This is a genomic window from Sinorhizobium sp. CCBAU 05631, from assembly GCF_002288505.1.
GTDB classification, from domain to species: Bacteria; Pseudomonadota; Alphaproteobacteria; order Rhizobiales; family Rhizobiaceae; genus Sinorhizobium; species Sinorhizobium fredii_C.
Map to the genome: position 1 here is coordinate 1,041,798 of NZ_CP023063.1, position 18,973 is coordinate 1,060,770.

Below are 18,973 nucleotides of genomic sequence, written 5' to 3' on the forward strand. Positions count from 1 at the left end.
GGCCTCAGTTCAATGACGTTCGGAATGGAGCGGTTCGGTGAGAACTGGCTTGATGATCATCATGATGATGTTTTTCGCTGCGCTGGCGCTCGACATAGCGACGCTTGCCGTCGGGCTGGTCGCGTTTATGCTCGCGGATCGCGCCATCTTCCCGCTGCTCATCGGCTGGGCAGAGGGGAGGGGCGCATGAAGTGGCTCATGGTCTTCTGGGGCGGCCCGGTGATCCTGCTGACCGGCTGGTACTCGCTCTCCTATTACGACATGAGCTTCGGCATCTTCATGCTGACGCGCGAGGCGCATGACCTCGTCTTCCGCCTCTACGGCCACATCCTCGGTATCCCGCCGGAGAGCATTCCGCCGCTCGTTGCGCGGGCAATGGTTGTCGATACAATCGTCCTTTTCGGCCTCGTCGCGCTGCGCAAGCACCGGCAAATTGCAACCTGGCTACTCGCCCGCTTCGGCGGCGCGACATCTCAGCCGGCCGAGCTATCCGCCCTGCCGAGGGATGCCAATCTGTCGAGCGCCCCCTGAAGGATGAAGGAGGCGGCGGCCGAGTCGATGCGCTCGGCGCGTTTCCTGCGCGACACGTCCATTTCGATCAGCACCCGCTCGGCCGCGACCGTCGAAAGCCGTTCGTCCCAGAGCACGAAGGGAATATCGGTCTTCTCGCCCATATTGCGCACGAAGGCGCGCGTCGCCTGGCAGCGCGGCCCTTCCGTTCCGTCCATGTTGACCGGCAGGCCGATGACAAAGGCGCCGACCTTTTCTTTTTCCGCGATCGCCAGCAGCGCTTGCGCATCGACGCCGAACTTGATGCGCCGAATCACCTCGCGCGGCGTTGCAAAGCGCCGTCCGAGATCGGATACGGAGAGGCCGATCGTCTTGGTGCCGAGATCGAGACCGGCGATCGCCTGGTGTGGCGGCAGCCGGCCGGCGAGTTCTTCGATGGTGAGAATTGTCATGGGTTTGGCCGATTCGATCTTTCCGCTTCGCTGGTCTGATCCATATGCTTGTCCGGCAGATAAATCGATGACCTTTATGGCTTGCTTCGAAGCCGCCATGCTTTCAGGGAGAACGTCATGAAGATCAAATGGCTGGGCCATTCCGCCTTTCACATCGAAACCGCGAGGGCGAAGATCCTGATCGATCCGTTCTTCACCGGCAATCCGGCGTTCCGCGACAGCGAACGCCGGACGGCGACCGCCGGGCTGACCCATATCCTGCTGACGCACGGCCATGGCGACCACGTCGGCGACACGGTGGCGATCGCCAAGGAGACCGGCGCCACCGTCGTCGCCAACTTCGACCTGTGCATGTGGCTCGGACGGCATGGCATTTCGAAGATGGAGCCCGGCAATACTGGCGGCACGATCCGGCTCGGCGCCTTCTCGGCCACCTTTGTCAATGCCTTGCATTCCTCGGCGCAGATTACCGAGGATGGCGTTTCGCATTGCCTCGGCAATGCGAATGGCCTTGTCCTCCATTTTGATGACGAGCCGACGCTCTATCACATGGGAGACACGGACATTTTCTCCGACATGGCTCTGATCCAAGAGTTGCACGAGCCGGATATCGGCATCGTGCCGATCGGCGACCGCTTCACCATGGGCGGTGCGGTGGCGGCGCTCGCCTGCCAACGCTATTTCGAATTCAACACCGCCATTCCCTGCCACTATGGCTCGTTTCCGATCATCGATCAGACGCCGGAGACCTTCGTCACCGGCATGGACGGCACCTCGACCCTGGTCGCGACGCCCGAGGTCGGAGGCGTGGTCACGGCCTGACGAAGGAGAGCGCGAAGCGCAGGGGCCGGCTCGCCGACGTTTGCCCCAGTTGCACGTTGTGCAACTCGCCTTTATAGCGGGGGAAACTTTGAGATACCGGAGACGACCATGTCCGTTGACCTTGCCACCGTGAAGCGTGTCGCGCGCCTCGCCCGCATCGCCGTCAGTGACGAGGAAGCCGAACGGATGACCGGCGAGCTCAACGGCATCCTCGGCTTCGTCGAGCAGCTTTCCGAAGTGGACGTCGATGGCGTCGAGCCGATGACATCGGTGACGCCTATGGAGATGAAGAAGCGGGACGACATTGTCGCCGACGGCGGCAAGGCCGCCGACATCGTGGCCAATGCGCCGAATTCGGATCGCAACTTCTTCCTCGTTCCCAAAGTGGTCGAGTAAGAGCCGCTTCCCGCCGCCCGCGTCCAGATTCGAAAGTTCGATTGCACCATGACCGACCTGACCCGCCTCACGATCGCCGAAGCCCGCACCAAGCTTTCCGCAAAGGAAATCACCGCGGTCGAATTGACCGATGCCTATATCGCAGCGATCGAGGCAGCCAATGAGACGATCAACGCCTATGTCACCGTGACGCCGGAAAAGGCGCGCGAGATGGCCAAGGCTTCCGATGCCCGTATCGCCGCCGGCAATGCCGGTGCTCTCGAAGGCATCCCGCTCGGCATCAAGGACCTCTTCGGTACCGAAGGCGTGCACACCCAGGCCTGCAGCCACATCCTCGACGGCTTCAAGCCGCGCTATGAGTCGACCGTTACCCAGAATCTCTGGAACGATGGCGCGGTCATGCTCGGCAAGCTGAACATGGACGAGTTCGCCATGGGCTCGTCCAACGAGACCTCCTATTACGGTGCGGTCAAGAACCCGTGGCGCGCCAAGGGATCGAACATGGATCTCGTGCCTGGCGGCTCCTCCGGCGGTTCCGCGGCTGCAGTTGCGGCCCAACTCTGCGCAGGCGCGACGGCAACCGACACCGGCGGTTCCATTCGCCAGCCGGCGGCCTTCACCGGCACCGTCGGCATCAAGCCGACCTATGGCCGCTGCTCGCGCTGGGGCATCGTCGCCTTCGCCTCCTCGCTCGACCAGGCCGGTCCGATCGCCCGCGACGTGCGCGATGCGGCGATCCTTCTGAAGTCGATGGCGAGCGTCGATTCCAAGGACACGACCTCCGTCGACCTTCCGGTTCCGGACTACGAGGCGTCGATCGGCCAGTCGATTAAGGGCATGAAGATCGGCATTCCGAAGGAATACCGCGTCGACGGTATGCCCGGGGAGATCGAGTCGCTCTGGCAGCAGGGCATCGCCTGGCTGAAGGAAGCCGGTGCCGAGATCGTCGATATCACGCTGCCGCATACGAAGTACGCGCTGCCCGCCTATTACATCGTTGCACCGGCCGAAGCGTCGTCCAACTTGGCGCGCTACGACGGTGTGCGCTATGGCTTGCGTGTCGACGGCAAGGACATCGTCGACATGTATGAGAAGACGCGCGCCGCCGGCTTCGGTCGCGAGGTCAAACGCCGCATCATGGTCGGCACCTATGTGCTGTCGGCGGGCTACTACGACGCCTATTATCTGCGCGCTCAGAAGGTCCGCACCCTGATTAAGCGCGACTTCGAGCTTGCTTTCCAGGCAGGCGTCGATGCGATCCTCACCCCGGCCACGCCGTCTTCAGCCTTCGGCATCGCCGATGAGGATCTCGCGTCCGATCCGGTCAAGATGTACCTGAACGACATCTTCACGGTAACGGTCAACATGGCCGGATTGCCGGGCATTGCCGTCCCCGGCGGGCTCGATCACAAGGGACTGCCGCTCGGCCTGCAATTGATCGGCAAGCCTTTCGACGAAGAAACGCTGTTCAAGACGGCCCATGTCATCGAACAGGCCGCCGGCCGCTTCACGCCGGCAAAGTGGTGGTAACTGGCGCCAGCTTCCGCCGGCAATAGTCAAGCGGCGCCGGAAATGAATGCAGGCGGGAAGGGGCTCTGCCGCATGATCGTCATCCGTCACGCTCGCCAGAACGAGACCGGTCTCCTTGCGGCGATCGGGATCAGGGCTTGGGCAAAGGCGATTGCGGGACTGGCCGATGCCGCAGCAATGCGCGTGGCAGCTGAGCGCGCCTTTGTCGATTTCCTCGCGAAGCACTGGCTTTCCGTTCTCCTGATCGAGGAAGAGAACCGTATCTGCGGCTGGGCCGCCCGCGAGGATCTCGACAGCACGATCTCCGATCTTTGGATCGACCCCGGCGCGCAGGGAAGGAGTCTCGGCAAAGCGCTGCTGGCCGACATGGAGCAGCGCATGGTGGCTGAAGGATTTGATGTCGCAAACGCCAGGACGCATGCGCAGAACGCGTGCGCGGTCGCCTTCTTCCAAAGCGCCGGCTACCGGGTAAAGTGGCTGTCGACCGCCTATTCGCAGAAGCTCGACCGCGACATGGAATTCATCGGTCTCTCCAAGCAATTATAGGCGACGGCAGGAGCCAAACCGGACATGACTGTCATCTCCGGTTTGCAACCGGATGGTTACATGCCTACAGCGCCTCGCGTCTTATCAGGCGCGCAAAGGCGCTGTAGCACTTTGAATTGCTGCACGTCTTTGTCCTTAAACCGAGGTCGATTTTAAGGACACAGCAGTAGGGGTCACCGGTTGTCGAGTTCGGAGCGGACCAAATAGAGCCCGCGTTCGGTAATGCGATAGGGCCTTCCGCAGGACGACTTGATCGCCCTCTTGCGTTTCAGCTTGCGAAAGAGCTCGAGGCTGACGCCGGGATAGACCCAGCCGTCGCGTGTGAAGCAGCGGATCTCGGCGATCGTCTTGCCTTCCCGCCTGATTTCAATGCGGCCGCCCTGGGCCAAATGGTGAAGAATGCGCTGTTCGGCGCGCGAAATGTCCATGTCTTGAGTGTTCCGGAATGGCGTTCTTCAGAACGCAGGAAGACGGTCCGCCGATCGTGAGATGGGCGGGGTTCGCGTTTCCGGCCCGTGCGCGCAGTTCGTGATGAATGCGGGCAGGGCCCTTACCGGGACTCAGACTGAAGGAACATAAAGACTCCGTTCGCACAGGTTCTTCTAAAAGACGACCGCAATAACGTCAAGGTTGCAAGGACCGGCGGCGTTGAGAGGGCGGGTGCGCTTGGCCGTAGCGCGCCTCACAAGCCTTGCACCGCTGAACCAATTGCTCTACCGAGAAACGTCAAAATTCAGGCTTCAAAGAAGAGCATGAGATGAGCATCGTCGACGTCCGCACTCCCGATCCGAAACGCTTCATCCCCGGCGCCACCGGCGACTGGGAGGTCATCATCGGCATGGAGGTTCATGCTCAGGTGCTGAGCAATTCGAAGCTGTTCTCCGGAGCGTCGACCGAGTTCGGAAGCGCGCCCAATGCCAATGTCTCGCTCGTCGATGCGGCCATGCCCGGCATGCTGCCGGTGATCAACGAGGAATGCGTCAAGCAGGCCGTACGCACCGGCCTCGGGCTGAAAGCCAAGATCAACCACCGCTCGATCTTCGACCGGAAGAACTATTTCTATCCGGACCTGCCGCAGGGCTACCAGATCTCGCAGTACAAGGATCCGATCGTCGGCGAAGGCAAGATCACGATTTCGATCGGTCCGGACCGCCAAGGCCAGTTCGAGGATGTCGAGATCGGCATCGAGCGCCTGCACCTGGAACAGGATGCCGGAAAGTCGATGCACGACCAGCATCCCTCCATGTCCTATGTCGATCTCAACCGCTCCGGCGTGGCGCTGATGGAGATCGTCTCGAAGCCGGACCTGCGCTCGTCGGACGAGGCCAAGGCCTATCTCACCAAGCTGCGCTCGATCGTGCGCTATCTCGGCACCTGTGACGGCAACATGGACGAGGGCTCCATGCGCGCCGATGTCAACGTCTCGGTGCGCCGCCCGGGCGAGGCGTTCGGCACGCGCTGCGAGATCAAGAACGTCAACTCCATCCGCTTCGTCGGCCAGGCGATCGAGTACGAGGCCCGTCGCCAGATCGCGATTCTCGAGGATGGCGGCACGATCGACCAGGAGACGCGGCTCTTCGACCCGAACAAGGGCGAGACCCGCTCAATGCGCTCCAAGGAGGATGCGCACGATTACCGCTATTTCCCCGATCCGGATCTGTTGCCGCTCGAGTTCGACGACGCCTTTGTGGAGGCGCTCGAGGCCGATCTGCCGGAGCTGCCGGACGACAAGAAGGAACGTTTCGTACGCGACCTCGGGCTGTCGGTCTATGATGCCTCGGTTCTCGTCTCGGAAAAGGCGATCGCCGACTACTTCGAGGCAGTGGCCGAAGGGCGCGACGGCAAGATTGCCGCCAACTGGGTGATCAACGACCTGTTGGGCGCCTTGAACAAAGCCGGCAAAGCCATTGAAGAGACTCCGGTTTCGCCGACCCAGCTCGGCGGCATCATCGATCTCATCAAGGCGCGGACGATCTCCGGCAAGCTCGCCAAGGATCTCTTCGAGATTCTCTGGAACGAGGGTGGCGACCCGGCCGAAATCGTCGAGAGCCGCGGCATGAAGCAGGTTACCGACACCGGCGCCATCGAGAAGGCGGTTGATGAAATCATCGCCGCCAACCCGGACCAGGTGGAGAAGGCCAAGGCGAAGCCGTCGCTGGCCGGCTGGTTCGTCGGCCAGGTAATGAAGGCGACCGGCGGCAAGGCCAACCCGCAGGCCGTGCAGGCTCTCGTCAAGTCCAAGCTCGGCATCGAAGAGTGACGATGTTCTTCGTCCGCACGGCGAGCGAGCGCGACCTCGAGAAGGTGCGCGCTCTGCTTGTCGAGACTTGGCATGCGACCTATGACAGCCTCTATGGCGTCGACAAGGTTAACGAACTGACGGTCAAGGGGCACTCGCTTGATGCCCTGAGGGCTCGGCTGCGACGCAAGAATGGGGAATTCGTCGTTGCGGACAATGGCAAGGAGATCGCCGGCATGGGCTTTGCGTCGATGTCGGAGACGCTTGCAAAGACCGCCATTCTTCATCAGCTCTACGTCCTGCCGAAATACCAGCGGCAGGGCATCGGCGGCGACATGTTCGCCGAACTCGAAACCTGTTTTCCGGATGCCGAGCGCATGCGGCTGGAGGTCGAGCCGGAGAACCTGAAGGCGCTCGCCTTTTATCGGGCGCATGGCTTCTCGGACGTCGGAAAGACGGCCAACTGCGGAGAGGACGACTCCGGTGTGCCAGCGCTGGTTCTTGAGAAGCGCCTTTCCTGATCTGCCGGGTGCCCGGCGCTCCACATGCGCTGTCACAACGCTGTCGCCTCACCATGTTTGATGCGCCACCTGAATTCTATATGTCGGGGTAGCACGGTCATGGAATTAGAGATTCGCAAAGCTGAACGCGAAGACCTGCCGGCGATCATTGCCCTGTTTGCAAATGACACCCTTGGCGGTCACGGCGACACGATCGACGCCGAAGCCTTTGCCGATTATCTGGCCGCTTTCGAGCGGATCAAGGCCTCGACGCACCAGGCGCTCTACGTCGCCTGCGTCGGTGGCGAGGTCGTCGGGACTTTCCAGACGGCACTCTCGATATCGCTTCCCGGGCGCGGCAGTTCCAGCCTGGTGATCGAGGCCGTGCAGACCAGGGAAGATATGCGCGGCCGTGGTATCGGTGAACGGATGGTCCGCCACGCCATTGCCGAGGCGCGGGAAAAGGGTGCCGCGAAAGTGCGGCTGACGTCCAACGCGTCGCGAGTCGACGCCCATCGCTTCTATGAACGCCTTGGTTTCGAGCGCAGCCATTTCGGCTTCAATATGCCGGTGAAATGACCGCCGGGCCGGTGGAATCACTGGACAAGGCCACTGGACAAGGCATGAGTGGCACGGCATAAGCGGGGACGCGATTTGATATCCGGCCGCCCCTTCGATCGGCCGGCAAGGGACGAATGCCTATGAAGCTCCTGCTGCAGATTTTCACCTGGTGGAACGGACAGACGATCGGTACGCGCTTCCATACCTGGCGGCATGGCCAGCGTGTCGGTGAAGACGAGTTCGGCAATGTCTACTATCAGGGCGGCACGGATTCCGAGGGCCGCACGCGGCGCTGGGTGATCTATAACGGCCCGGCCGAGGCCTCTGCCATTCCTCCAGGCTGGCACGGCTGGATGCATCATCGCACCGACATTTCGCCCGCCGACGAAAAATACGCCGCACGCGAATGGCAGCAGCCGCACCGCCCGAACCCGACCGGCACGCCCAACGCCTATCGGCCGAAGGGTTCGCTCGCCAATGCAGGCCTGCGCCCGCGCGTGACCGGCGACTACGACGCCTGGACGCCGCGCTCCTAGTCGCAATCGGGCCGCCGCCCCGATCTCGACTCTCGAGCATTGATCACGGCGCAGCCACATTTTCGGTTTAGCGCCTGAGGGCTATCCAGGAAAAACAGCATCGCAGGGGATTGGCGGGAATGGCAGGTTTCTGTCTGCGGAATTTGATCGGCCGGACGGCCCGAAGCATCGGCCTTGCATTTCTTCTGGCCCTGCCGTTGATTTCCTCCGTCGAGCCGGCGCGCGCCGCGCGCCTCTCGAACGCCGTCGCGGTCTTTTCCGGCATCGACAAGATCACCGGCCGCATCACCACCTTCGACGTCTATATCGGCGAGACGGTGCAGTTCGGCGCTCTGCAGGTGACCCCGCATGTCTGCTACAGCCGCGACGAGACGGAGGCACCGAAGACCACCACTTTCGTGGATGTCGACGAGATCACGCTCGACCGAAAGATCCGCCGCATCTTCACCGGCTGGATGTTTGCCGACAGCCCGGGCCTCAACGCCGTCGAGCACCCCGTCTATGACGTGTGGCTCCAGTCCTGCAAGCCAAACTCCGACGTTCCTCCGCCGGATACAGCGGCGAAGCAGTAGGGCGCCCTTCTACCCAAATGCATGCTGAGGGCGTCGGTTCGCCTGAAAGACGCCTGCTCCGCCGTGTTGACTAAAATTCGAGATTCGGCGAGGCGATAGCCCGGGCGAGCAGCAGGTCATATTCGGCCTTCGGCACGTCCACAGCGCCGAAGGATTTCAAATGGTCGGTGGTAAACTGGGTGTCGAGCAGCTGGAAGTGCTTGGCGCGAAGCCTCTCGACAAGATGGACAAGGCAGATTTTCGAAGCGTCGGTGCGTAGCGAGAACATGCTCTCGCCGAAGAAGGCCGCCCCGAGCGAGACACCGTAGAGGCCGCCAACGAGCCTGTCGCCCTCCCAGGCTTCGACGCTATGGGCGTAGCCCATGCGGTGCAATGCCGCGTAGAGGGAACGGATCTTGTCGTTGATCCACGTGGTCGGCCGACCCGGCGCGGGCTGCGCGCATCCCTCGACGACCGATTCGAAAGCCGTATCGAAGCGGATATCGAAGGGCCGCTTGCGGATTCGCTTGGCGAGACTGTGAGAGATGTGAAACCGATCCAGCGGGATGACGCCGCGAATCTCCGGCTCGACCCAGAAGAGCTCCGGATCGTCTGCCGAATCGGCCATTGGAAACAGGCCGATGGAATAGGCGCGCAACAACATGTCCGGGGTGATTTCCGGTTGTTTGCTGCGCGGTCCTTTCAATCTCGTACCCTATGCGGACGTTGCGGCCAGATGATGCTCCAGCCAGTGAATATCGTAATCACCGTTGGCGATATCCTGATTGTTTATCAGGTCTTGGAAAAGCGGCAACGTCGTCTTTATTCCGTCGATGACAAACTCGTCGAGCACGCGGCGCAGACGCATCATGCATTCGACGCGGGTCCGGCCGTGGACGATCAGCTTGCCGATCAGGCTGTCATAATAGGGTGGGATGCGGTAGCCCTGGTAGGCGCCGCTGTCGACCCGCACCCCGAGACCGCCGGGCGCGTGGAAATGCGTGATCGTACCCGGGGAGGGAACGAAGGTGCGCGGATCCTCGGCATTGATGCGGCATTCGATGGCGTGGCCGGAGAAGACGACGTCTTCCTGCTTGACCGAAAGGCCGGCGCCCGATGCCACGCGGATCTGCTCATGCACCAGGTCGATGCCGGTGATCGCTTCGGTGATCGGATGCTCGACCTGCAAGCGCGTGTTCATTTCGATGAAATAGAACTCGCCGTCCTCGTAGAGAAACTCGATCGTGCCGGCGCCGCGATACTTCATCTTCTTCATTGCGTCGGCGCAGACCTGGCCGATCCTCATGCGCTGCTCGACGTTGAGCGCCGGGGAGTTGGCTTCTTCCCAGACCTTCTGGTGGCGGCGCTGCAGCGAGCAGTCGCGTTCGCCGAGATGGATCGCATTGCCTTCGCCGTCGCCGACGATCTGGATCTCGATATGGCGCGGCTTTCCGAGAAACTTCTCCATATAGACCGCGTCATTGCCGAAGGCGGCTGCGGCCTCGGAACGTGCCGTTGCGACGGCGTGCTCGAGGTCTTCCTCGGTTCTGGCGACCTTCATGCCGCGCCCGCCGCCGCCGGCGGTCGCCTTGATCAGGACCGGAAAGCCGATCTCGCGGGCGACTTTCAGCGCGTTCTCCGGCTTCACCTCGCCGTCGGAGCCGGGAACGACCGGGATTCCGAGCTCTTCCGCCGTCTTCTTGGCGGTGATCTTGTCGCCCATCAGCCGGATGTGCTCCGCCGTCGGGCCGATGAAGGTGATGCCGTGCGCTTCGAGGATATCCGCGAACTTGGCATTCTCAGAAAGAAAGCCGTAACCGGGATGCACCGCATCCGCGCCGGTGATCTCGCAGGCGGCGACGATCTGATGGATGTTCAGATAGCTCTCGCGCGACGGCGGCGGTCCGATGCAGACGCTCTCGTCTGCGAGCCGCACGTGCATGGCGTCGCTGTCTGCAGTCGAATGCACGGCGACGGTCGCGATGCCGAGCTCCTTGCAGGCGCGCAGCACGCGGAGCGCGATTTCGCCGCGATTGGCAATGAGGATTTTCGAGATCATCGCCAACGCGCCTTTATTCGATCACGATCAGGGGTTCGCCAAATTCGACGGGGGCGGCATCCTGCACGAGAATTTCCGTCACCTTGCCCGAGCGCGGCGCCGGAATCTGGTTCATCGTCTTCATCGCCTCGATGATCAGGATCGTCTGGCCTTCCTTGACGGTCGCGCCGACTTCGATGAACGGGCGGGCGCCGGGAGCGGGAGCGAGATAGGCCGTGCCGACCATTGGCGCGGTTACCGCATTCTTGGCATTGTGGCCGCCTTCTGCTGCGACGGGCGCAGCCATCGGCGCGGGTGCAGCGGCAACGGCCGCCGGCAGCTGATAGCTGGGCATTGCCGCCATGGGCATGGCGACAGGCGTGCCGTTCCGCGAAACGCGGATGCGCAGATCGTCCTGTTCCACTTCGATCTCGGTCAGGTCGGTATCCTTGAGGATATTGGCGAGATCGCGGATCAGCGCCTGATCGATACCGGGTTTCTTGTCAGCCATGGATATGAGCCTCGTGTACTTCTTATTTCGACGTGTTTGTCAGGTTCTTTAGCGCATGCAGCGCCAGAATGTAACTCTGCGCGCCGAAGCCGCAGATCACGCCCTTGACGGCCGGCGCAATCATCGACTTGTGGCGGAATTCCTCGCGCGCATGGATGTTGGAAAGATGCAATTCGACGACGGGGACGGTGATGGCACGAATGGCATCGTGCATGGCAATCGACGTGTGCCCGTAGGCGGCCGGATTGATGGCGACGCCGGCGGCCTTTTCGCCGGCCTCGTGCAGCCAGTCGACCAGCACGCCTTCGATGTTGGATTGGCGGAAATCGACGTCGAAGCCCAGGAGCTTCCCCTCCGCTTTGCACATCGCCTCGATATCGGCCAGGGTCTGGCCGCCGTAGATGCCTGGTTCGCGCTTGCCGAGGGCATTCAGGTTTGGGCCGTTCAGCACAAAAATCGTCGAGGGCATAAGGGATTCCGGTCCGATGATGGGAGGGTTACCTATAGACCGATGGTTCGGCGAGGGAAAGCCCCCCGGTCTCCCGGGGGATTTGTCCACAAGTCATAGGCGGATGGGAAAGGCTGAACGACGTGACGCGTTCCGCTTCGGCTGTCAGCAGGTGGTCTTGCCGCACTCGCGCATGTTGGCGACCTTCCCGGTGATTTCGGCGGCGCCGACGGCGCCGTAAACCGCCTCGTTGCCGATGACGTAGGAGGGGGTGCCGGTGATGCCGAGATCGTTGGCGAGCATGTAGGCTTCGCGCACCGCGGCGTCATTCGGATCGTCTTCCATTTTGTCGCGCAATTGCTCTTCGGTAACGCCGAGCTTGGCGGCAACGGCGATCGCCGTTTCCTCCGTCGCCCGCTCCTCGGCGCCGAGCAGGGCGCGGTGGAAGTCGCCGTATTTCTCCGGCGCGATCGAGCGGAAGGCGGCGCTGACCTTGTGCGCGGCAAGCGAGTCGGGGCCGAGAATCGGGAGTTCCTTCAAGACAAAACGGACATTCTTGTCGTTGGCGATGATCTCGTCCATGTCCGAGAGCGCCCGTTTGCAGTAGCCGCAATTATAGTCGAAGAATTCGACGATGGTGATGTCGCCCTTGGGGTTACCGAGTGTAACGTCGTAGGCGGAATTAAAGATCGCCTTTTCGTTCTTGGCGATCGCCACTTGCGAAGCTTCCTGCTGCTTGGCGCGCTGCTTGGCGGACAGGGCTTCCTGCACTTCCAGCATGATTTCCGGATTGGCGATGAGATATTCCTTGATGAAGGCGCCGATCTCTTCCTTCTGCTTTGCATCGAGCGCCGCCGCGGATTGGGGCAGGGCAATGCCGGCTGCAAGCGCGATCAGCGCTCCGGCGGCAATCATCTTCTTCCTGAGCGTCATCATTCCCTCGTTGTCTTCTCGTACCTGTCTGTCGCCCATTTCGCACTGCCGCGTCAACGCATCTTCATAGACAACGACGATAGCGAGCCTGCCGTCGAAAGCGAGCATAGGGTGCGCGGGCGCGAAACGAAACGGCAAAATCGGCCGAATTGCGGCGCTCCCATACTTGTGAAGCGTGCAGCGATCGGGCAAAGGGCGGGCGTCCAGTCAACTTGCGAGGGTCAGCCATTGGCACAGATGTCGAAACGCAGCGCCGTCGAACCGTTCCATGCCATGGATGTATTGGCGGAAGCGACGCGTCGCCGCGATGCCGGCCATCCCGTCATCTCGATGGCGGTCGGCCAGCCGGCCCATCCCGCCCCAAAGGCCGCGCTGGAGGCGGCGCGGCGGGCGCTGGAGCACGGCCGCCTCGGCTATACCGACGCCCTCGGGACCCTCTCGCTGAAGCGGGCAATCGCCGCCCACTATCAGAGCCGCCACGGCATCGCGCTTGATCCGCAGCGGGTTGCGATCACCACCGGCTCCTCCGCGGGCTTCAATCTGGCCTTCCTGGCTCTCTTCGATCCGGGCGATTGCGTCGCCATCGCCCGGCCCGGGTATCCTGCCTACCGCAATATCATGGCCGCGCTCGGCCTGAGCGTGGTCGAGATCGAAGCCAACGCCGATACAGGTTTTACGCTCACGCCCGAAAGCCTGGAGCGGGCGGCGGCGCAGGCCGGCAAGCCTCTGAAGGGGGTGCTTCTTGCCAGCCCTGCAAACCCGACCGGCACAGTCACGGGAAGGGAGCGTCTCAAGGCGCTCGCCGACTATTGCCGCGCCCGATCGATCGCCTTCATCTCCGACGAGATCTATCACGGGCTGACCTTTGCCGGCGAGGAGACCTCGGTCCTCGAGATCGCCGACGATGCGGTCGTCATCAATTCGTTTTCGAAATATTATTGTATGACCGGCTGGCGCATCGGCTGGATGGTGCTGCCGGAGGCTCAGGTGCGTGTCTTCGAGCGCATTGCCCAGAGCCTCTATATTTCGCCGCCGGAGCTCTCCCAGGTTGCCGCGGAGGCCGCCCTCGGCGCGCATGAGGAATTGGATGGTTACAAGCGCGCCTATGCCGCCAATCGCGACCTCCTGCTGACGCGTTTGCCGGAGATGGGCTTTTCGATCGCTTCACCGATGGACGGCGCCTTCTATGCCTATGTCGACGTCAGCCGCTTCACCAACGACAGCATGGCCTTCGCCCGTCGCATGCTCGCCGAGATCAATGTCGCCGCCACGCCCGGCTTCGATTTCGATCCGCTCGAAGGGCATCGCAGCATGCGTTTTTCCTATGCCGGCGCGCCCGCCGAAATGGCCGAAGCGATGGACCGCATTGCGCATTGGTTGAAATAACCGCCTTCGGGTCGGGCGCGTCGACCGCTACTACAGCGCCGCGCGTCTTATCAGACGCGCAAAGGTCCCTGTAGCACTTTGAATTACTGCATGCCTCCCTAAATCGAGGTCGATTTAAGGAGGCATGCAGTAACAAAAAAGACCCGGAATGTTCCGGGCCTTTTGCTTGGTAAGCCTATGCTTTCTCAGAAGAAGCCGCGGCGCTGCCACCAGCCGCCTTTTTTCGGCTTGGCTGCCTCTTCTTCGCTGCTGTCGGCCTTGGCCACATTCGATGTGACCACGGGCTCGGAAGCAATCGTCGTCAGATCCCGATTGGAGCGTGCGGGCTTGCCGGCCTCCAGGTCTGCAACCGCTTCCTCGACTTGAGCAGGACCGGTTTCATCCGGCTGCGCTTCGACAGCCTGTTCGGCCGCCGTGTCGGCATTTTCCGCCGGTGCCTCGGCGGCCACGGCTTTCTTGCGGCTGCGCTTCGGTTTCGCCGGCTTGGCTTCGGCAGCGGGAGTCTCGGCCTTGACAGACGCCGCATTTACGACCTGTTCGACGGCCGCGGCGGCAGCTGCATCGGCGTCGTTGGCGTCCGCTGCCTCTTCGGCATCGGCCGGCTCGTCATCGGACTCTGCAGCAAGAGCGGCCTCACCTTCGGCTTCTGGCCGGTTGCGGCGGCCGCCCCGCTTGCCGCGACGGCGACGCTTGCGCTTCTGATCCCCGTCTGCCGTCAAGGCATCCTGGGCCTCGCCTTCGTCCTCGGACTCGTCGCCTTCGTCAGCCGCGCCATCAAGCGCGTCTCCGGCTTCCGCCGCGACCGATTCCGGTCCGTGGCCGGCACCCTTGCCGCGCCGCCGGCGACGGCGCTTGCGCTTGCGGCCGCCCTGGTCGTCGGAGGCCTGCGCCTTCGGCTGTCCCGGACGCTCGGCCGCGGTCTCTTCCGCTTCCTCCTCGTCCAGATCCTCCTCGATGACGATGTCTTCTTCTTCTTCTTCTTCCGGCTCCGGCTCGAAATGCAGAAGCTGCTCGATCTTCACCGGATTCTCGACCGGATCGCCTCGGTCGATCGCGAAGTGCTGGGCGCCGACATGCGCGTCCGCCTCGATGATGATCGAGACGCCGAAGCGCCGCTCATAGTCGGTGATCGTGCCGCGCTTCTGATTGAGAAGGTAGAGCGCGATTTCCGGGATCGTGCGGACCGCGATGTCGTGCGTGGTGTTCTTTAGCAGATGTTCCTCGATACCGCGCAGCACATGCAGCGCGACGGAAGACTGCGAGCGAACGTGGCCCGTGCCGTTGCAATGCGGGCAGGACTGCATCGTGCTTTCGAGCACCGAGGCGCGGATGCGCTGGCGCGACATTTCAAGCAGGCCGAAATGCGAGATGCGGCCGACCTGGATGCGCGCCCGGTCGTTCTTCAGGCAGTCCTTAAGCTTCTTCTCGACGGCGCGGTTGTTGCGCTTTTCTTCCATGTCGATGAAGTCGATGACCACCAGGCCGGCAAGGTCGCGAAGACGCAGCTGGCGCGCGACTTCCTCGGCCGCCTCCAGGTTGGTCTGCAGCGCGGTATCCTCGATCGAATGCTCGCGGGTCGAGCGACCGGAGTTCACGTCGATCGAGACAAGCGCCTCGGTCTGGTTGATGATGATATAGCCGCCCGACTTCAGCGTCACCTGCGGCTGCAGCATGCGGTCGAGCTGGGCTTCGATGCCGGAACGCGAGAAGATCGGATGCACGTCGCGATAGGGCTGCACGACCTTCGCGTGGCTCGGCATCAGCATCTTCATGAAGCTCTTGGCTTCCTTGTAGCCCTCTTCGCCGGAGACGATGATCTCGCTGATATCCTTGTTGTAGAGGTCGCGGATCGAACGCTTGATCAGGCTGCCTTCCTCATAGACGAGGCAGGGGGCGGTGGAGTTCAAGGTCAGCGTGCGGACGTTCTCCCACAGCCGCATCAGATATTCGAAGTCGCGTTTGACCTCGACCTTGGTGCGGTTGGCGCCAGCGGTGCGCAGGATCACGCCCATGCCCTGCGGCACGTCGAGACCGCGGGCGATTTCCTTGAGGCGCTTGCGGTCCTGCAAGTTGGTGATCTTGCGGGAGATGCCGCCGCCGCGCGCCGTGTTCGGCATCAGCACCGAATAGCGGCCCGCGAGCGAAAGATAGGTGGTGAGCGCCGCGCCCTTGTTGCCGCGTTCTTCCTTCGCGACCTGGACGAGCAGGATCTGCCGGCGCTTGATCACTTCCTGGATGCGGTACTGCTTTCGCGGCTTGCGGACCTGCCGGTCCGGAACCTCTTCCATCGCATCTTCTGCGCCGACAGACTCGATGATTTCCTTCTCGCCGTCATGGCCGTCGTCATCGTCGTCATCATCGTCGCGGCGGCGGCGCGCATCGACGTCCTCGGAGATCGAGTCGACGTCGACCATCGCGGCCATTTCGCCGCTGCTGCCCTCATCACTCGCCTCGGCGTCGCCCTGCGCCTCTTCCTTTTGTTCGCTGGCCTTGGCTTTCGCCCGGCGCGTGCGCTTCGGCTTGGCCTTCGGCTTCTCCGCCTCTGCCTTGACTTCCGTTTCCGGTTCGGTCGTCTCAGTTGGCTCGACTGTCTCGGCGGCTTCTTCAGCCGGAGCCTCGTCCCTTGTCGGCGCGACGGTTTGCTCGTCTGCGGTCTCGACCGGCTCGACGTCGTCCTCGCGGCGGGCCTCTTCGGCTTCCGCCTTCAACAGCGCCTGACGGTCGGCGAGGGGGATCTGATAGTAGTCGGGGTGAATTTCGGCGAAGGCCAGGAAGCCGTGGCGATTGCCGCCATAATCGACGAAGGCCGCCTGCAGCGACGGCTCCACTCTGGTCACCTTGGCCAGATAGATATTGCCGCGGATTTGCTTCTTATGTTCCGATTCGAAATCGAATTCTTCTATGCGGTTCCCGCGAACGACAACGACGCGCGTCTCCTCTGAGTGAGACGCATCGATAAGCATTTTCTCTGCCATCTAAGCTCTGCTCCTCGGCGCAGGGCAACGGCAGACAGAGGCACTTCGCTTGGAAGGCTGTCGAACTCGTCGGAAGCTGCGCCGGATGTGAAAGGTCCTGTTTGGCGCAGGTGATGGTGCAGCAGCCAGACGGCAGCCGGAACGATCTCGTCCCGGGGCCTCTTTACTCCTGACCGATGCTGCTGAGTCACATCAAAGACCAAACAAGAATGCCAATGTCCTGGACCTCGAGGGGAGGTCCGATGAATACGCCCGCTTGCGGGCAGTCGGTGAAAATCACCATCAAGAACTCCGGCCACCGCCGGAAATTGCGATCCAGTGTACGGGAGGAAATGCAGCGACGGCGGATGAACACCTGCGGCCGCGGAAGCATGATACGGTTGCAGCCGGCTGTTCCGGCTCGATCACTTCCCTGGCGCCAAGCTTCTCGAAGCTCCGGCTGCCCGGCCGACGATTCTATCCCGTCAACACTTTCTCCTTGTGACGCTTTTATGGTTTCTATGTCACATTGGCAAGGGAAAAGCCTTTGCCGCCACAATATTGATCGATTCGCTTGCCCGGGTGAAATCTTGTGTTCAGGAACCATTGCATCGGTTTCGAACCGGTCCGCATTCGTTCACCTTGGGTGGCGCCGCGGCAAGGTTTGGTTAACCATGAGGGTTCATTGGTGGACAGTGACGGTGGCGGTTCCTGAGGCCCTGCGCCGGATTTCGAATGACGATGGGGGAGCCGGGTGAAGCGTTCCGCAACAGAGCGGCATTTGCCGCATTCAAAGAGGCTGTCGCGTCGCGTCGCACCCGTGTTTGCCGTCCTCTTTGCGGCGATGTCCATCCTGTTGCCCGCTGTTGCCGGTGCGGCTGATGATGCCGCCCCCTTGCTGGCTTACGGGGCGCGGGTAGCCGGCGACGACGCGCGGACGCGGATCGTGATCGAATTCGATCGCAATCCCGAATTCTCCATTCACTACGTCGCAAATCCGGTTCGCGTCATCGTCGACCTGCCGGAGACATCCTTCGGCCTGAAGCCGGAGAGCCTCGAGCCACGCGGTCTCTTCGATGCCATCCGCTATGGCGGAATGGGGGCAGGGGCTTCGCGGCTGGTGCTCTCCGCCAAAGGGCCGACCGAGGTCACCCACGCGGAAGTGAAGCCGGAGGAAGACGGCAAGGGCTTCCGCCTGATCATCGATGCCGAGAAGATCGACAAGGCCCGCTTCGACAAGCTCCTCGGCGACCAGCAATGGACGGGAACGGCGCGCACCGCCAAGACCGACCGTCCCGCCCCCGCGCCGGCGAAAGCTCCGGGCGCCTTCGTGGTTGCCGTCGATGCCGGGCACGGCGGCATCGATACCGGCGCCATCGGCAGCGTCACCAAGACGGAGGAGAAGCACGTTACGCTCGCCTTTGCGCGCGATCTTGTGGCGACGCTCAACCGCGAGCCCGGCATAGAGGCCTTTCTGACGCGGGCCGGCGACGAGTTTCTGTCCTTGCCGCAGCGTGTCCAGATGGCCCGGCAGAGAAGTGCCAACCTGTTCATATCCGTCCACGCCGACACGCTGAGGCAGAAGGATATCCGCGGCGCCACGGTCTATACGATCTCAGACAAGGCCTCCGACCACCTCGCGGCCGACCTGGCGGCCCGCGAAAACCTTTCCGACGAGATCGCCGGCATTCCGCTCGAAAGCGAGCCGGCGGAGGTCGCGGACATCCTGATCGATCTCACCCGCCGCGAAACCCAGGCATTTTCAGTCAACTTGGCGCGCAGCGTCGTCTCATCCTTCGAAGGGCAGATCAAGCTGATCAACAATCCCCACCGCCATGCCGGCTTCCGCGTCCTGCAGGCGCCGGACGTCCCGTCGATCCTGCTCGAACTCGGCTTCCTGTCGAACAAGGAGGACGAGAAGCAATTGCTCGATCCGGCATGGCGCAAGAAAGTGTCGGAGCTGCTGGCCGTCGCCGTCGGGCGCTATCGCCAGACGGCGGTTGCGAACGGCGGGTGAAGCCTTCCGAAGGCAGCCACGGGAGGGATGTGATTTGTGTCGC

21 protein-coding genes are annotated in these 18,973 nt (G+C 62.4%); 13 read left to right on the plus strand and 8 right to left on the minus strand.

Features of this window, described 5'->3' with window-relative positions:
- The first annotated feature begins 52 nt into the window (after positions 1–52).
- The gene (locus tag SS05631_RS31300) at positions 53–190 is read left to right on the plus strand and encodes a hypothetical protein (protein ID WP_172900168.1); all 138 of its coding nucleotides are present in this window, start codon (positions 53–55) and stop codon (positions 188–190) included.
- A complete protein-coding gene (locus SS05631_RS31305; protein ID WP_037414183.1) occupies positions 187–531 on the plus strand; it encodes a DUF6105 family protein in 345 nt (114 codons plus the stop codon). Before SS05631_RS31300 ends, SS05631_RS31305 begins: the two co-directional genes overlap by 4 nt.
- Here SS05631_RS31305 and ruvX read toward each other — a convergent pair.
- The gene (ruvX, locus tag SS05631_RS04970) at positions 474–962 is read right to left on the minus strand and encodes a Holliday junction resolvase RuvX (protein WP_037414255.1); all 489 of its coding nucleotides are present in this window, start codon (positions 960–962) and stop codon (positions 474–476) included. The two genes, SS05631_RS31305 and ruvX, sit on opposite strands and share 58 nt — an antisense overlap.
- A 117-nt stretch (positions 963–1,079) precedes the next feature.
- On the opposite strand from ruvX, the gene SS05631_RS04975 reads away from it, so the two are divergent.
- From SS05631_RS04975 to SS05631_RS04990, 4 genes are all read left to right on the plus strand, one after another.
- The gene (locus SS05631_RS04975; RefSeq protein WP_037414185.1) at positions 1,080–1,784 is read left to right on the plus strand and encodes a metal-dependent hydrolase; all 705 of its coding nucleotides are present in this window, start codon (positions 1,080–1,082) and stop codon (positions 1,782–1,784) included.
- Between the two features lie 108 nt (positions 1,785–1,892).
- Positions 1,893–2,180 (plus strand): Asp-tRNA(Asn)/Glu-tRNA(Gln) amidotransferase subunit GatC, encoded by a 288-nt coding sequence (gene gatC, locus SS05631_RS04980; protein WP_037414187.1) that lies wholly within the window; start codon positions 1,893–1,895, stop codon positions 2,178–2,180.
- A 48-nt stretch (positions 2,181–2,228) separates the two neighbouring features.
- Positions 2,229–3,710: an Asp-tRNA(Asn)/Glu-tRNA(Gln) amidotransferase subunit GatA gene (gene gatA / locus SS05631_RS04985; RefSeq protein WP_037414189.1), complete on the plus strand. Its 1,482-nt coding sequence runs from the start codon at positions 2,229–2,231 to the stop codon at positions 3,708–3,710.
- 72 nt (positions 3,711–3,782) lie between these two features.
- Positions 3,783–4,256 (plus strand): GNAT family N-acetyltransferase, encoded by a 474-nt coding sequence (locus SS05631_RS04990; protein WP_037414191.1) that lies wholly within the window; start codon positions 3,783–3,785, stop codon positions 4,254–4,256.
- 173 nt (positions 4,257–4,429) lie between these two features.
- Here the strand turns inward: SS05631_RS04990 and SS05631_RS05000 are convergent, their stop codons facing one another.
- The gene (locus tag SS05631_RS05000) at positions 4,430–4,684 is read right to left on the minus strand and encodes a YjhX family toxin (RefSeq protein ID WP_037414193.1); all 255 of its coding nucleotides are present in this window, start codon (positions 4,682–4,684) and stop codon (positions 4,430–4,432) included.
- Between the two features lie 329 nt (positions 4,685–5,013).
- On the opposite strand from SS05631_RS05000, the gene gatB reads away from it, so the two are divergent.
- The 5 genes from gatB (at position 5,014) to SS05631_RS05025 (ending at position 8,664) form a co-directional block, all read left to right on the plus strand.
- On the plus strand, positions 5,014–6,516 hold the full coding sequence (gatB, locus tag SS05631_RS05005; RefSeq protein ID WP_037414195.1) for an Asp-tRNA(Asn)/Glu-tRNA(Gln) amidotransferase subunit GatB: 1,503 nt from the start codon (positions 5,014–5,016) through the stop codon (positions 6,514–6,516).
- Positions 6,517–6,518: 2 nt separating this feature from the next.
- Entirely contained in the window at positions 6,519–7,016 is a 498-nt protein-coding gene (locus SS05631_RS05010; protein ID WP_037414197.1) for a GNAT family N-acetyltransferase, read from the plus strand.
- 60 nt (positions 7,017–7,076) lie between these two features.
- Positions 7,077–7,574: a GNAT family N-acetyltransferase gene (locus SS05631_RS05015; protein ID WP_050988169.1), complete on the plus strand. Its 498-nt coding sequence runs from the start codon at positions 7,077–7,079 to the stop codon at positions 7,572–7,574.
- Positions 7,575–7,696: 122 nt separating this feature from the next.
- Positions 7,697–8,092 (plus strand): NADH:ubiquinone oxidoreductase subunit NDUFA12, encoded by a 396-nt coding sequence (locus tag SS05631_RS05020; RefSeq protein ID WP_037414202.1) that lies wholly within the window; start codon positions 7,697–7,699, stop codon positions 8,090–8,092.
- Positions 8,093–8,211: 119 nt separating this feature from the next.
- A complete protein-coding gene (locus tag SS05631_RS05025) occupies positions 8,212–8,664 on the plus strand; it encodes a DUF2155 domain-containing protein (protein WP_037414205.1) in 453 nt (150 codons plus the stop codon).
- A 70-nt stretch (positions 8,665–8,734) separates the two neighbouring features.
- On the opposite strand, the gene aat is transcribed toward SS05631_RS05025, so the two are convergent.
- The 5 genes from aat to SS05631_RS05050 all read right to left on the minus strand — a co-directional run bounded on the left by aat (position 8,735) and on the right by SS05631_RS05050 (position 12,573).
- On the minus strand, positions 8,735–9,349 hold the full coding sequence (aat, locus tag SS05631_RS05030; protein ID WP_037414207.1) for a leucyl/phenylalanyl-tRNA--protein transferase: 615 nt from the start codon (positions 9,347–9,349) through the stop codon (positions 8,735–8,737).
- Positions 9,350–9,358: 9 nt separating this feature from the next.
- A complete protein-coding gene (gene accC / locus SS05631_RS05035) occupies positions 9,359–10,702 on the minus strand; it encodes an acetyl-CoA carboxylase biotin carboxylase subunit (protein ID WP_037414208.1) in 1,344 nt (447 codons plus the stop codon).
- Between the two features lie 13 nt (positions 10,703–10,715).
- Positions 10,716–11,192 (minus strand): acetyl-CoA carboxylase biotin carboxyl carrier protein, encoded by a 477-nt coding sequence (gene accB / locus SS05631_RS05040; protein ID WP_037414209.1) that lies wholly within the window; start codon positions 11,190–11,192, stop codon positions 10,716–10,718.
- Between the two features lie 22 nt (positions 11,193–11,214).
- Complete coding sequence (gene aroQ / locus SS05631_RS05045) at positions 11,215–11,661, minus strand: type II 3-dehydroquinate dehydratase (RefSeq protein WP_037414211.1); 447 nt, start codon at positions 11,659–11,661, stop codon at positions 11,215–11,217.
- A 144-nt stretch (positions 11,662–11,805) separates the two neighbouring features.
- Positions 11,806–12,573 (minus strand): DsbA family protein, encoded by a 768-nt coding sequence (locus tag SS05631_RS05050; protein ID WP_050988171.1) that lies wholly within the window; start codon positions 12,571–12,573, stop codon positions 11,806–11,808.
- Positions 12,574–12,801: 228 nt separating this feature from the next.
- Between SS05631_RS05050 and SS05631_RS05055 the strand changes: the two genes are divergently transcribed.
- Positions 12,802–13,959, plus strand: a complete 1,158-nt coding sequence (locus SS05631_RS05055; protein ID WP_083853864.1) for an aminotransferase class I/II-fold pyridoxal phosphate-dependent enzyme — start codon at positions 12,802–12,804, stop codon at positions 13,957–13,959.
- A gap of 185 nt (positions 13,960–14,144) precedes the next feature.
- Here SS05631_RS05055 and SS05631_RS05060 read toward each other — a convergent pair whose 3' ends face one another.
- On the minus strand, positions 14,145–16,934 hold the full coding sequence (locus SS05631_RS05060; protein WP_172900169.1) for a ribonuclease E/G: 2,790 nt from the start codon (positions 16,932–16,934) through the stop codon (positions 14,145–14,147).
- Between the two features lie 823 nt (positions 16,935–17,757).
- Between SS05631_RS05060 and SS05631_RS05070 the strand changes: the two genes are divergently transcribed.
- Positions 17,758–18,930 carry an N-acetylmuramoyl-L-alanine amidase gene (locus SS05631_RS05070; RefSeq protein WP_050988172.1) on the plus strand — a complete coding sequence of 391 codons (1,173 nt, stop codon included), beginning with the start codon at positions 17,758–17,760 and terminating at the stop codon, positions 18,928–18,930.
- The last annotated feature ends 43 nt before the right edge of the window (positions 18,931–18,973 follow it).

Excerpts from the sequence above, each read along its gene's own strand:
- SS05631_RS31300 (WP_172900168.1), top strand. The coding sequence starts at position 53 with ATGATCATCATGATGATGTTTTTCGCTGCGCTGGCGCTCGACATAGCG.
- SS05631_RS04990 (WP_037414191.1), top strand. The coding sequence starts at position 3,783 with ATGATCGTCATCCGTCACGCTCGCCAGAACGAGACCGGTCTCCTTGCG.
- SS05631_RS05020 (WP_037414202.1), top strand. The coding sequence starts at position 7,697 with ATGAAGCTCCTGCTGCAGATTTTCACCTGGTGGAACGGACAGACGATC.
- SS05631_RS05000 (WP_037414193.1), bottom strand. The coding sequence starts at position 4,684 with ATGGACATTTCGCGCGCCGAACAGCGCATTCTTCACCATTTGGCCCAG.
- gatA (WP_037414189.1), top strand. The coding sequence starts at position 2,229 with ATGACCGACCTGACCCGCCTCACGATCGCCGAAGCCCGCACCAAGCTT.
- SS05631_RS05025 (WP_037414205.1), top strand. The coding sequence starts at position 8,212 with ATGGCAGGTTTCTGTCTGCGGAATTTGATCGGCCGGACGGCCCGAAGC.
- aroQ (WP_037414211.1), bottom strand. The coding sequence starts at position 11,661 with ATGCCCTCGACGATTTTTGTGCTGAACGGCCCAAACCTGAATGCCCTC.
- SS05631_RS05070 (WP_050988172.1), top strand. The coding sequence starts at position 17,758 with ATGTCCATCCTGTTGCCCGCTGTTGCCGGTGCGGCTGATGATGCCGCC.
- SS05631_RS05050 (WP_050988171.1), bottom strand. The coding sequence starts at position 12,573 with ATGACGCTCAGGAAGAAGATGATTGCCGCCGGAGCGCTGATCGCGCTT.
- ruvX (WP_037414255.1), bottom strand. The coding sequence starts at position 962 with ATGACAATTCTCACCATCGAAGAACTCGCCGGCCGGCTGCCGCCACAC.
- SS05631_RS04975 (WP_037414185.1), top strand. The coding sequence starts at position 1,080 with ATGAAGATCAAATGGCTGGGCCATTCCGCCTTTCACATCGAAACCGCG.
- SS05631_RS05010 (WP_037414197.1), top strand. The coding sequence starts at position 6,519 with ATGTTCTTCGTCCGCACGGCGAGCGAGCGCGACCTCGAGAAGGTGCGC.
- SS05631_RS05060 (WP_172900169.1), bottom strand. The coding sequence starts at position 16,934 with ATGGCAGAGAAAATGCTTATCGATGCGTCTCACTCAGAGGAGACGCGC.
- accC (WP_037414208.1), bottom strand. The coding sequence starts at position 10,702 with ATGATCTCGAAAATCCTCATTGCCAATCGCGGCGAAATCGCGCTCCGC.
- accB (WP_037414209.1), bottom strand. The coding sequence starts at position 11,192 with ATGGCTGACAAGAAACCCGGTATCGATCAGGCGCTGATCCGCGATCTC.
- gatB (WP_037414195.1), top strand. The coding sequence starts at position 5,014 with ATGAGCATCGTCGACGTCCGCACTCCCGATCCGAAACGCTTCATCCCC.
- gatC (WP_037414187.1), top strand. The coding sequence starts at position 1,893 with ATGTCCGTTGACCTTGCCACCGTGAAGCGTGTCGCGCGCCTCGCCCGC.
- SS05631_RS31305 (WP_037414183.1), top strand. The coding sequence starts at position 187 with ATGAAGTGGCTCATGGTCTTCTGGGGCGGCCCGGTGATCCTGCTGACC.
- SS05631_RS05015 (WP_050988169.1), top strand. The coding sequence starts at position 7,077 with ATGCGCCACCTGAATTCTATATGTCGGGGTAGCACGGTCATGGAATTA.